10 protein-coding genes are annotated in these 11,873 nt (G+C 65.9%); 2 read left to right on the top strand and 8 right to left on the bottom strand.

The features are described 5' to 3' along the window. Positions 1-49 precede the first annotated feature (49 nt). The gene (ctrA, locus tag BT183_RS08300; protein ID WP_072340850.1) at positions 50-757 is read right to left on the bottom strand and encodes a response regulator transcription factor CtrA; all 708 of its coding nucleotides are present in this window, start codon (positions 755-757) and stop codon (positions 50-52) included. Positions 758-1,142: 385 nt separating this feature from the next. On the opposite strand from ctrA, the gene fliI reads away from it, so the two are divergent. Together fliI and fliJ are read left to right on the top strand one after the other, a co-directional pair. Next, entirely contained in the window at positions 1,143-2,477 is a 1,335-nt protein-coding gene (fliI, locus tag BT183_RS08295; RefSeq protein WP_072340847.1) for a flagellar protein export ATPase FliI, read from the top strand. A 20-nt stretch (positions 2,478-2,497) separates the two neighbouring features. Next, entirely contained in the window at positions 2,498-2,905 is a 408-nt protein-coding gene (gene fliJ / locus BT183_RS08290) for a flagellar export protein FliJ (RefSeq protein WP_072340845.1), read from the top strand. A gap of 106 nt (positions 2,906-3,011) precedes the next feature. Here the strand turns inward: fliJ and BT183_RS08285 are convergent, their stop codons facing one another. The 7 genes from BT183_RS08285 to fliF form a co-directional block, all read right to left on the bottom strand. Beyond that, the gene (locus tag BT183_RS08285; protein ID WP_072340835.1) at positions 3,012-4,025 is read right to left on the bottom strand and encodes a PRC-barrel domain-containing protein; all 1,014 of its coding nucleotides are present in this window, start codon (positions 4,023-4,025) and stop codon (positions 3,012-3,014) included. Between the two features lie 387 nt (positions 4,026-4,412). Beyond that, positions 4,413-6,536 carry a flagellar biosynthesis protein FlhA gene (gene flhA, locus BT183_RS08280; RefSeq protein WP_072340832.1) on the bottom strand — a complete coding sequence of 708 codons (2,124 nt, stop codon included), beginning with the start codon at positions 6,534-6,536 and terminating at the stop codon, positions 4,413-4,415. A 57-nt stretch (positions 6,537-6,593) separates the two neighbouring features. Further along, the gene (flbD, locus tag BT183_RS08275; RefSeq protein WP_072340829.1) at positions 6,594-7,961 is read right to left on the bottom strand and encodes a sigma-54-dependent transcriptional regulator FlbD; all 1,368 of its coding nucleotides are present in this window, start codon (positions 7,959-7,961) and stop codon (positions 6,594-6,596) included. Between the two features lie 190 nt (positions 7,962-8,151). Then, entirely contained in the window at positions 8,152-8,439 is a 288-nt protein-coding gene (fliN, locus tag BT183_RS08270) for a flagellar motor switch protein FliN (RefSeq protein WP_072341774.1), read from the bottom strand. Between the two features lie 35 nt (positions 8,440-8,474). Then, positions 8,475-9,125 carry a FliH/SctL family protein gene (locus BT183_RS08265; RefSeq protein WP_072340826.1) on the bottom strand — a complete coding sequence of 217 codons (651 nt, stop codon included), beginning with the start codon at positions 9,123-9,125 and terminating at the stop codon, positions 8,475-8,477. Then, the gene (gene fliG / locus BT183_RS08260; RefSeq protein ID WP_072340823.1) at positions 9,122-10,189 is read right to left on the bottom strand and encodes a flagellar motor switch protein FliG; all 1,068 of its coding nucleotides are present in this window, start codon (positions 10,187-10,189) and stop codon (positions 9,122-9,124) included. The genes BT183_RS08265 and fliG overlap by 4 nt, the downstream gene beginning before the upstream one ends. After that, positions 10,186-11,826, bottom strand: a complete 1,641-nt coding sequence (gene fliF, locus BT183_RS08255; protein ID WP_072340820.1) for a flagellar basal-body MS-ring/collar protein FliF — start codon at positions 11,824-11,826, stop codon at positions 10,186-10,188. The genes fliG and fliF overlap by 4 nt, the downstream gene beginning before the upstream one ends. Positions 11,827-11,873 lie beyond the last annotated feature (47 nt).

Genomic DNA, 11,873 nt, shown 5'->3' with positions numbered 1-11,873 from the left:
GATCCGGGCGTTTGGCATGGTCTGGTGCTTTCGGTTTGGTACGAAAGCGTCAGGCGACGCTTTCGGAATAGACGTCGTTCTCGTCGGGCTCGCGCAGCACGTAGCCGCGACCCCAGACGGTTTCGATGTAGTTCTTGCCACCCGTGGCCACCGACAGCTTCTTGCGCAGCTTGCAGATGAACACGTCGATGATCTTGAGTTCGGGCTCGTCCATGCCGCCATAGAGATGGTTGAGGAACATCTCCTTGGTCAGCGTGGTGCCCTTGCGGAGCGATAAGAGCTCCAGCATCTGGTATTCCTTGCCGGTCAGATGCACGCGCTGCCCGATGACCTCGACGGTCTTGGTATCGAGGTTGACGGTGAGCTCGCCGGTCGAGATGACCGACTGGGCATGGCCCTTGGAGCGGCGCACGATGGCATGGATGCGGGCGACCAGCTCGTCCTTGTGGAACGGCTTGGTCATGTAGTCGTCGGCACCAAAGCCGAGGCCGCGCACCTTGTCCTCGATGCCGGCGAGGCCGGAGAGGATCAGGATGGGGGTCTGCACCTTGGCGACGCGCAGGGTGCGCAACACCTCATAGCCGGACATGTCCGGCAGGTTGAGGTCAAGCAGGATGATGTCGTAATCATACAGCTTGCCCAGATCCACACCTTCCTCGCCGAGGTCGGTGGTATACACGTTGAAGCTTTCCGACTTGAGCATCAACTCGATGCTCTGCGCCGTAGCGCTATCGTCCTCGATCAGGAGCACACGCATGCCGTTCCCCTAAAAATCCGTTCCTAACTGGAACTGGATGTGGCGCCTTGGCACCATCATCCTTTACCAAACCCTACTGGATATGACTCAAACCTAAGCCCAACTAGTTAACAAAGTTTAATCCGCTTGGGCAAGGCGCCATCCCCCTTGGGGAAAACTTAGCTAAACCATTGGAATTTAACGAAAATTATAGTGAAAATTTCTTAATGCAAAGCTTTAAGAAAGCCCTTCAAGCGACTCTCGTGACTCGCGCTTTGCGGAAATTGTGTCGGGATTTGGCCGGCGCTGAGACAGAAATGACGGGCGGACCTTGACCTCCATGGTTAACGCATTTTCATTAACGATCAGTTAGCCTGCCCCGAACCGATTCGAAGGGGCAAAAGCCATGCGCAGGCTGATCGAAGCGATCGAACGCGTGCCCGAAACCGCCAGTTTCGGCCGGGTCACCGGCGTTCAGGGGCTTCTGGTCGAGATCAGCGGCCCCGAAACCGCTATGGCCATCGGCGCGCGCGTGATGATCGATCGCGTGGGCGGCGGGCTACTGGAATGCGAAATCGCGGGGTTTCGCGATGGCCGCGCGCTCTGCCTGCCCTTCGGACCGTTGACGGGTATCAGGCTGGGGTGCCGTGCCGTATTCCGCGCCCATGAAGCGGTGGTGCGACCCTGTGCGGCCTGGCTGGGCCGGGTGGTGGATGCCGGCGGACGCCCCATCGATGGCAAGGGGCCGCTGCCTGACGGAGCGGCCGCCCATCCGCTGAAGCAGGCGCCGCTGGCCGCCCATGGCCGGGCCCGCGTCGGCGCACCGCTCGATATGGGGGTGCGGGCGCTCAACACCTTCACGACGATCTGCGACGGGCAGCGCATGGGGATCTTTGCCGGCTCCGGCGTCGGCAAATCGGTGCTCATGAGCATGCTGGCCACCAATGCCGAGGTGGATGTGGCGGTGATCGGGCTCATCGGCGAGCGCGGCCGTGAGGTGCAGGAGTTCATCACCGATTATCTGGGCGAGGAGGGGCTGGCCCGCGCAGTGGTGGTGGTGGCGACCTCCGACGAGGCAGCACTGATGCGGCGGCAGGCCGCCTATCTCAGCCTGGCGGTGGCCGAGCATTTCCGCGATGCGGGGCAGCGCGTGCTCTTGATGATGGACAGCCTCACTCGCTTCGCGCAGGCGCAGCGCGAGATCGGGCTGGCGGTGGGCGAGCCGCCGACGGCCAAGGGTTATCCACCCACGGTTTTCTCAGAATTGCCACAATTATTGGAAAGGGCCGGTCCAGGCCTGCCTTCTAGCGGTTCCATTACCGGACTCTTTACCGTTTTGGTCGAAGGTGATGACCACAACGAGCCCATCGCCGATGCCGTGCGCGGCATTCTCGACGGGCATATCGTGATGGAACGCGGCATTGCCGAACGGGGTCGCTACCCGGCCGTCAATATCCTGCGCTCGATTTCGCGAACCATGCCCGGCTGCGTGCCGGAGGCAATACGGCCGGTACTGGGCAGGGCGCGCGAGATGATGTCGGTTTACGCCGACATGGAGGAACTGATCCGGCTGGGGGCTTACCGGAAAGGGTCAGATCCAATGGTGGACCGTGCCATCGCACTCCACCCTGCCTTCGAGGCCTTTCTGGGGCAGGGGCGGGCGGAGAAGACCACGATCGCCGAGGGCTATGGGAGGCTTTCGGATATCGTGGGGGCTGGCGGCGCGGCGGGTTTGACTTGATGGTGTAAGGAGTACAGGTCGTGAAATCGCGCAGCGATAGTCTCATTCGACTCAAGAAGTTCCAGGTCGATGAGAAACGCCGGCAGGTGGCGCAGATCGAAATGATGGTCGCCGATTTCGAACGCATGGCGGCCGAACTCGACCAGCAGATCGAGATCGAGCAGCAGAAGACGGGCATCTCGGACATTGCCCATTTCGCCTATTCCACCTTCGCCAAGGCGGCGATGATGCGCAGGGACAACCTGCTGGCGTCGGCCAACGACATGAGGGTGAAGCTCGAAGCCGCGCAGGACGCGATGGCCGAGGCGGTCGAGGACCTCAAGAAGGTCGAACTGCTCGACCAGCGCGAGCAGGATCGCGAGGGCATGGCGGAGGCCCGCATCGAGCAGGCCGAATATGACGAGATGGGCCGGCGCCGCCGGCGCTGACCCCGATCGCAGACAACAAAAAGGCCCGCATGAGCGGGCCTTTTCATGTGTGAACCGGGTCGCCTGCCCCTGATCCTCAGGACCAGGGACGGGCTCATCGGTTCGATTACATGCGCACGAGACGCTGGCTGTCGCGCTCGGCGGCATAGGTGTCTTCGTCAAACTCGGGCTGGGCCTCGAGCTGCTCGGCAGTCCACTCGGTCAGCAGGTAGCGGTTGTTGTTGGCATCGACCTGGAAGTTTAGGTCGTCAAAGCCGATCGCAACCGGCTTGGCGCCAATCCCGAGGAAGCCGCCGACATCGACGATCACGGCATCGACTTCGCCGCTCTCGCTCAGCACGACGTCGGAGATGGTGCCCACGCGCTCGTCGCCCGGGCCATAGACGGCCGTGCCTTCGAGTTCATCGGCGGTAAGGGTCAACTCGTCGAACTCGGTCAGGGTCGAGCGGTCGAGCGGAGCGACTTCGCTCGTGGTGTTGGCGGGAGCCATGGTGTTATTGGCCGGAGCCATCGGGGCGGGAGCCGGGGTGGCGGCCGGAGCCATCGGAGCCGGGGCCGGGGTCATGGGAGCTGCCGGTGCCGTGACCGGGGCGGCCGGAGCCGTGGTCATCGGAGCGCCGGGAGCAACAGGGGCCGTTGCGTCGCCGGCAGGGACGACGTCATCTTCAACCCACTCGAATTCCGGAGCGGCCTCGAGGGCCTCGCGGGTGGTGGGAACGACGAAGCGTTCGGTCTGGTCGGCGGCGATTACCATCTCGAGGGCGCCGAAATCGACCGCAACCTGCTTCTGGCCGATGCCGAGGAAGCCGCCGACGCCGATGATCACGGCGTTCACGTCGCCATTCATGTCGAGGACGAGGTCGGTGATATCGCCGATCTGCTCGGCGTCATCGGCCGGACCGGAGTAGACGGGCGAACCGATGATGCGCGAAGCGAGGTTGTCGCTGTCGGCATAGGTGTAGCCCGTGGCGATATCGACCATCGGACGATCGGCCGGGGCAGCCGTCGTGGTCATGGCGTTGGCAGGCGCTTCCATGGTGTTGGCGGGAGTGGTCTGGGCCAGAGCCGCGCCCGACAGCATTGCGGTCAGCGCGGTAGTGGTCAGAAGCATGCGGATCATTGTAGTCTCCAATGGTTCGTCGCTGTGATGAACAGGGCCGTGTTGCCCAACGCTTGCCGGTGACGGGCAGCACGGCCTCGATGACCAGTGAACGCGCGTTCTTTGGAGACGTTCCCGATCGCGTGAGCGAAAAGGCACATTCGCGTGTGCCGGCATTGAGAGAATTTTTTGCTCAGGACGGGAACCGGGCGCGGCGAGGCCGCTGTTACGGCAAACAAAAAGGCCGGCCTTCGAGGGCCGGCCCTTTCCGCCTCCCAGCGGTTTTGCGGCGGGCGGCGCATCTGCGCGGATCTGCCCGTTGCCGGCACAATAGCGCGGGAGCGTGGCCATGCCAGCAAACTCCGGCCTTGCGGTTAACCCGGCTTTAACTGGTTAACGGGGGACCGGTCAGACGCTGCCGAGCGTCTTGAGGCGGATGCGCGGGTGCACCTCGTTCTGGCTCATCACCACCGTCTGGGGCCGGAAGCGCTCGATGATGGCGCGCACATGCGGGCGGATGGAGGGGGAGGTGATCAGCACCGGCACCTCGCCGCGCTGGGCGGCATTCTCGAAGCCCTGCTGGATGCCGATGATGAACTGCTGCAGGCGCGAGGGCGCCATGGCGAGATGCCGCTCGGCGCCTTCCCCCACCATGGCCTCGGCGAAGTCGCGCTCCCATTGCGGGGAAAGGGTGAGGAGCGGCAGGTTGCCATCGGGCCCCAGATTGGCGGCGCAGAGCTGGCGGGCGAGCCGGCTGCGCACATGCTCGGCGATCATCTGGGCGCTGCGGCCGGTGCCGGCAATCTCGGCGATGCCTTCAAGAATGGTGGGCAGGTCGCGGATGGAGATGCGCTCGCTCAGGAGCGTCTGGAGCACGCGCTGGATGCCGGAAACGGAAATCTGCGCGGGCACGATGTCTTCCACCAGCTTCTGCTGCTCCTTGGAGAGGCCCCCGAGCAATGACTGCACATTGGCGTAGCTCAGGAGGTCGGCGACATTGGCCTTGAGCACTTCGGTGAGGTGGGTGGAAATCACCGTGGAGGGATCGACGATGGAGAGGCCGCGCAGCTCGGCCTCGTCGCGCAGCCCGCTCTCGATCCAGGTGGCGGGCAGCCCGAAGGTCGGCTCGGTGGTGTGGTGGCCGGGCAGGGTGATCTCGCGGCCCATCGGGTCCATCACCATCAGCTGGCTGGGGAAGATCTGGCCGGCGCCGGCCTCCACTTCCTTGATGCGGATGCGATAATCGTTGGGCTCGAGCTGCATGTTGTCGAGAATGCGCACCGGCGGCATGACGAAGCCGAGATCGGTGGCGAGCTGGCGGCGCAGGGCCTTGATCTGCTCGGTCAGCCGATCGGTGCCGTTCTCGTCCTCCTTGACGAGGCTCAGGAGCCCATAGCCGAGCTCGAGCTTGAGATCGTCCATCTTGAGGCTCTCGGCGATCGGCGGCTCCTCGTTGCGCGGGGTGGCGGGCGGAGCCGACTTGGCTTCGTCCAGCGCGACCTTGGCCGCCTCGGCCTTCTTCTGGGTGGTGGCGCGATAGGCGAGGAAGCCGACGCCGGCGGCGAGCGCGAGGAAGGTGAGCATCGGCATGCCGGGCAGGAGCGCCAGCACCGCCATGGCGCCGGCCGACATGCCGAGCGCGGCCGGATAATGGCTGAACTGCTTGCTCAGCGCCTTGTCGGCGGCGCCCACGACGCCCGATTTCGACACGAGGATGCCGGCGGCAGTGGAGGTGATGAGCGCCGGGATCTGCGAGACGAGACCATCGCCGATGGTGAGCAGGGTATAGATGCTGCCGGCCTCGGAGAAGTTCAGCCCCTCCTGCGCCACCCCGATGAACATGCCGGCGAGGATGTTGACGAAGGTGATGAGGAGGCCGGCGATGGCATCGCCGCGCACGAATTTGCTGGCGCCATCCATGTTGCCGAAAAAGGCGCTTTCGCCCTCGAGCGTCTCGCGGCGCTTGCGGGCGGTGGCTTCATCGATGAGGCCGGCGGAGAGATCGGCATCGATGGCCATCTGCTTGCCGGGCATGGCATCGAGGCTGAAGCGGGCGGCCACTTCGGCGATGCGGCCCGAGCCTTTGGTGATGACGATGAAATTGACGATGGTGAGGATGGCAAAGATCACCGCGCCGATGACGAAATTGCCGCGCGTGACGAAATTGCCGAAAGCCTCGATGACGTGCCCCGCCGCATCGGTGCCGGTATGCCCATCCGAGAGGATAAGCCGGGTGGAGGCGATCGACAGCCCCAGCCGCAGCATGGTGGCAATCAGCAGCACCGTGGGGAAGGACGAGAATTCGAGCGGACGCTGGATGAACAGCGCCGTCATCAGGATCATCACAGAAAAGACGATCGATATGGCCAGCAGCATGTCGAGCAGCAGCGGCGGCATCGGCACGATGAGGATGACGATGAGCCCCATGACGCCGATGGCGAGCATGATCTCGCCCGAGCGCAGCGTATCGAGCACGTTGCGGGCCGAGGGCAGGCTGAAGCGCGACGGGATGGGGCCGGGGAGATCGGTCATCGGCTAATCTTCGCCGGGATAACGGGTGGGGAGGAGGGGATGATCCCAGGTGCCACCTCAGGCCACCGAGCGCTGTTCGCCGGGGGCGGGGATGGCGAGGCCTTCATCGGCATACTGGTTGAGCTTGTTGCGCAGGGTGCGGATTGAAATGCCGAGGATGTTGGCGGCGTGGGTGCGGTTGCCCAGCACGTGATCGAGAGTATCGAGGATGAGGTTGCGCTCGACATCGGCGACGGTGCGGCCGACGAGTGAGCGGGCGACATCGGCGGCAGTCTGGGCCGCGGTCTCGGCGAGTGTGGCGGTGCGCACGACCTCGGAGAGGCCGGTGCCATCGGGCATGGCGATGGCGTCGGGCCCGATCTCCGAGCCCGAGGCCAGCAGCACGGCGCGGTGCAGGGTGTTTTCGAGCTCGCGGACATTGCCGCGCCAGGGCGCGCGCTGGAGTTCGGAGCGGGCTTCGGCCGAAAGGCTGCGCTCGCCCAGCCCGTTGGCGCGGGCGTATTTCTCGACGAAATGATCCGAGAGCGCGGCGATATCGGCCGGGCGCTCGCGCAGGGGCGGCAGCTTGAGGTTGACGACGTTGAGGCGGAACAGCAGATCCTCACGGAAGCTGCCTTCGCGCACGGCCTCGGCGAGGTTGCGGTTGGAGGTGGCGAGGATGCGGATATCGACCTTGACCGGCCGGATGCCGCCGACGCGATCGATCTGCCGCTCCTGTATGGCGCGAAGCAGCTTGGCCTGGAGGCGGACATCCATCTCGGAGATTTCGTCGAGCAGCAGGGTGCCGCCGGTGGCTTCCTCGAACTTGCCCAGCCGGCGGGCTACGGCGCCGGTGAAGGCGCCCTTCTCATGGCCGAAGAGCTCGCTTTCGAGCAGGGCTTCGGGAATGGCGGCGCAGTTGATGGAAATGAACGGGCCCGAGGCGCGGCGCGACCGGCTGTGCATGTAGCGCGCCATCACCTCCTTGCCGGTGCCGCTTTCGCCGGTGATGAGCACGCTGGCATCCGAACCCGCAACCTGGTCGGCGAGCTTGACGACGCGCGCCATGGCCGGATCGCGGTAGAGGAAATCGGTGCTGTCGCGCGCCACCGCCGCGATGACGGCGGCGATCAGCTCGGCATCGGGAGGCAGGGGGATGTACTCCTTGGCCCCGGCGCGGATGGCATTGACGGCGGCGGCCGCATTGGTTTCGGTGCCGCAGGCGACCACCGGCACGTGGAAGCGCTCGGCTTCGAGCGCGGCGATGAGCCCGGCAATGTCGGACATGACATCGACGAGCAGCAGATCGGCGCCGCGCCCCGCGCGCAGGGCCGCCATGGCGATATCGACGGAGGGGGCATGCGAGACCTTGGCGCCGCCCTTCATGGCAAGGGCGGTGGCCTGGCTCAGCTGGCCCTCAAGGGCTCCCACGATCATCAGGCGCATGGCGGTGTTCCCAGTTCGGAAGGGTGTGCCCGGACCTCGTCCTTCAGGCTCAGGATGAGGTCCAGTATGTTTGCATCGTCCCGCCGGGTCGTTCCTGCGAAAGCAGGACGTTCTGTCTGCGGGGTGGTGTCGTGAACGGAGGTCCCTGCTTTCGCAGGGACGACGGCGGAGGGGGAGGGGATTGCCATTGTCAGCCGGCCCGGATGATTTCGGTCATGGTGACGCCGAGGCGGTTTTCGACGAGCACGATTTCGCCGCGCGCCACGAGGCGGTCGTTGACGAAGATCTCGACGGCTTCCCCGACCTGGCGGTCGAGTTCGACGACGGTGCCGACGCCCAGTTTCAGGAGGTCCGAGACCGTCATGCGGGTCCGTCCGAGCACCACCGAGATGCGGACGGGGACGTCGAAGACGGCTTCGAGGTCGATGGCGGTCTTGTCGCCCGGGTCGGTGTCGCCGCCCCGCGGGGCGGGCTGCATTTCTTCGAAGGTGATGCCGTGGTCGTTGCCTTGTGTCATGGCGTCGTCTCCGGGCGCGAGGCGTCGGTTGCAAGAAAGGCGCTGATCGCGCGGTCGACTTCGGCCGCGATGGCGGCGCTGTCGCGCGCGATGCCGCCATCGGCCCATTCGACGCGGCCATCGCCGGGCGCGAGGGTGGCATCGCCCACGATGACGACGCGGCCCTCGAGCCCGCGTTCGGCGAGCATGCGCGTGGCGGTGGGCTCGAAATGAGCAACGAGGTCGGGGTGGCAGCGGATGACGATGCCGGGCATGCGCCCGACCGAGGCCAGAGCCTCCGAAAGAAGCGTCTCCAGCGGCGCCTGGGGCAGCGCATCGATGGCGGCGCCCGAGAGCTTGCGGGCCACCACGAGCGCGAGATCGACGGCGTCGGCGAGGCGCTCGCGGCGCTGGGCGGTCTCGGCCATGGCGAACTGGGCAGCGCGGTTGGCGAGGGCGTCGATGGCCGCGGCGAGCTGGCGCTGGGCGCGCACTGAGGCCGTGCGTTCGCCCTCGGCCACGCCCTGGGCATGGGCTTCGCGGCGCGCATCCTCGATACGGGCAACCAGCGCTGCCTCGGCCATCGCGGGCTGGGGCTGCGGGGCACGGTCGGCCGGGCGATGGCCCAGATCGAGATCGAAGGTGAAGCGGGCGGGAACAGCGCTCACAGGATCATCTCCTCATCGCCCTTGGCCTTGGTGATGATGATCTCGCCGCGCGCGGCCATGTCCTTGGCGGCCGCGACCATGCGGCCCTGTGCCTCGTCGACATCCTTGAGGCGCACCGGGCCCATGGCCTCCATGTCGTCGCGCAGCAGCTTGCCTGCCCGCACGGACATGTTGGAGAAGAACAGATCCTTGACCGTTTCGCTGGCGCCCTTGAGAGCCAGCGCCAACTCCTTTTTGTCGATCTTTTGCAGAAGCGTCTGGATCGAGGAGGCGGGCAGGCGGGTCAGGTCCTCGAAGGTGAACATAAGCGCCTTGATGCGCTCAGCGGCCTCGCGATCGGAATCCTCGAGCGCCGTGAGAAAGCGCGTCTCGGTCTGGCGGTCGAAGGCGTTGAAGATGTCGGCCATGAGCTCGTGGCTGTCGCGGCGCTTGGCGTGCGAGAGGGTGGCCATGAATTCTGAACGCAGGGTGGCCTCGATCTTTTCGAGGATTTCCTTCTGCACCGGCTCGAGCGCCAGCATGCGCGCCACCACATCCATCGCCAGTTCTTCGGGCAGGGCGGTCAGCACGCGGCCGGCATGGTCGGGCGCGATCTTGGAGAGCACGACGGCGATGGTCTGGGGATATTCGTTCTTGAGGTAGCTGGCGAGCACATCCTCCTGAACGTTGGAGAGCTTTTCCCACATGGTGCGACCCGCCGGCCCGCGGATCTCCTCCATGATCGCATCCACCCGGTCGGAGGGGAGGAAGGAGAGCAGCAGGCGCTGCGTGGTTTCGGTATTGCCGGCAATCGTGCCATTGGCGCTGATATTGGTGACGAACTCGACGAGCAGATCATCGAGCATATCCGGGGTGATCGGCCCGAGCCGCACCATGGCGCGGGAGAGGACGCGAACCTCCTCCTCGTCGAGCTCCTCGAGGATCGGGCGGCCGACATCGGGCCCGAGCGCGAGCAGCAGGACAGCCGCCTTCTCGTCGCCATTGAGGGCGCGGCGGCTGGCATTGGCGCCGACCACGAGCTGGCGTTCGGCAAAGGCGGCGGCGGTGGCCTCTTCCATGCTCATGCGGCGTTCCCCAGCCAGTCACGAACGATGAGGGCGGCCTGCTTGGGGTTTTCCTCGATGAGTGTGCCGACGGTCTTGACGGTCTTGGCCTGCGCTTCCCCGGCCGAGCGGGCATTGGTGACCCAATCGGGCACGCGGACCTGGGAGGCGCCCTCGCCAGCCGTTTCGGATGCGGCGCCATTGGCCGGGACGGGCAGGCCGGGGCCACCCACCGCGGCGGTCGGGGAAAGGGCGAGCGGGGTTTCGGGCGTCATCACCCGGCGCAGCAGCGGGCGCATGACGAAGAGCACCAGTGCGAGCGCGATGATAAGCGTCACGAGCATCTCGGCGCCCTTCATCAGATCGTCGCGGGTGAAATCAAACAGCGTATCGGCTGCTGCCGTGCCCGGCCCGGTGGCCCCGGCGCGCTCGGCGAACTGCATGTTGACGACTTCGACGGTATCGCCGCGGGTGCTGTCAAAGCCCACGGCAGAGCGCACGAGGGCGGTGAGCTGGGCGATCTCGTCGGGCGTGCGCGGACGCCAGGCGGTGCCGCCCGCCCCGTCATCGGCATAGATGCCATCGACCACCACGGCCACCGAGACGCGCTTGATGCCGCCGGCCTCTGTGGTTTCTGTCTGGGTGGTGCGGGAAATCTCGTAGTTGACGGTTTCCTCGGTGGTCGAGCCCTGCTCGGCATTGCCGCCGCCGGAGTTGGAGGCATTGGCCCCGGGCAGCTGGTTGGCGACGCTGACTTCGCCGGTACGGCCCGGACCGGTGCTGGAATTGACCACTTCGCGCGTCTGGGTCGAACGCACCACCTGCCCGTCGGGGTCGAAGGTCTCGGCGGTGCGGGTCAGGCGGTTGAGATCGAGCTCGGCCGAGACCTGCACGCGGGCGCGGTTGGCGCCGACCACGTCGGCGAGCAATTCCTCGACGCGGGTGCGCAGGCGGGTCTCGACGCCGAGCACGCGCTCTTCCATCTGCGAGCCGGCCATGCCGGGCGTATCTTCGCCCGAGCCCGAGGCGAGGAGGCGCCCATTGTCGTCCACGATCGAGACACGCATCGGGCTCATGCCCTCGATGGCTGAGGCGACGAGATGCTGGATGGCGCGGATTTCGCCCGAGGTCAGTTCGCCGCGTACACCCAGTGCGATGGAGGCCGAGGGGTCCTTGCGCTCGCGACGGAACAGCTCGCGCTCGGGCAGCACGAGGTGGACGCGGGCGGTGCGGATGCGGTTGAGCGAGGTGATGGTGCGCGCCAGTTCGCCTTCGAGCGCGCGGACATTGTTGATGTTCTGGACGAAGGAGGTGGCGCCCAGGCTCGATTGCTGGTCGAAGATTTCGTAGCCGACCTGGCCGCTCCGCGGCAGGCCTGAGCCGGCCAGGGTCATGCGCCAGGTGGTGATCTGGTCGCGCGGGATGGCGATGGTGTCGCCTTCACCGCGCAGCTCGAAGGGCACGCCGGCGCCGCGCAGCTCCTCGACGATGGCGTTGGAATCCTCGAGGCTGAGGCCTGAATAGAGCGGTGCCATCATCGGGGTGGAGGCGCGCATGATGAGCACGGCGAAAAAGCCGAGCATCAGCACGGCGACCACGGCCATGGCCGCAACCCGCGCAAGACCGAGGCGGTTGACGAACTGCAGCGCTGCGTTCACGCGATTGACCCGAGACCATGTGCCATCGGCAGCGCGCTTTGTTCCGA

This window comes from Devosia enhydra (assembly GCF_900119845.1).
In the GTDB taxonomy this organism is placed as follows: domain Bacteria; phylum Pseudomonadota; class Alphaproteobacteria; order Rhizobiales; family Devosiaceae; genus FPKU01.
Note: the sequence above shows the minus strand (reverse complement) of the source record. Positions and strands in the feature narration are given on the sequence as shown.

Coding starts and splice junctions, on each gene's coding strand:
- flbD (WP_072340829.1), bottom strand. CDS start 7,961: ATGCGCCTGATGATCGTGGGAGCCCTTGAGGGCCAGCTGAGCCAGGCC.
- flhA (WP_072340832.1), bottom strand. CDS start 6,536: ATGACCGATCTCCCCGGCCCCATCCCGTCGCGCTTCAGCCTGCCCTCG.
- BT183_RS08285 (WP_072340835.1), bottom strand. CDS start 4,025: ATGATCCGCATGCTTCTGACCACTACCGCGCTGACCGCAATGCTGTCG.
- fliI (WP_072340847.1), top strand. CDS start 1,143: ATGCGCAGGCTGATCGAAGCGATCGAACGCGTGCCCGAAACCGCCAGT.
- ctrA (WP_072340850.1), bottom strand. CDS start 757: ATGCGTGTGCTCCTGATCGAGGACGATAGCGCTACGGCGCAGAGCATC.
- fliG (WP_072340823.1), bottom strand. CDS start 10,189: ATGAGCATGGAAGAGGCCACCGCCGCCGCCTTTGCCGAACGCCAGCTC.
- fliN (WP_072341774.1), bottom strand. CDS start 8,439: ATGCAGCCCGCCCCGCGGGGCGGCGACACCGACCCGGGCGACAAGACC.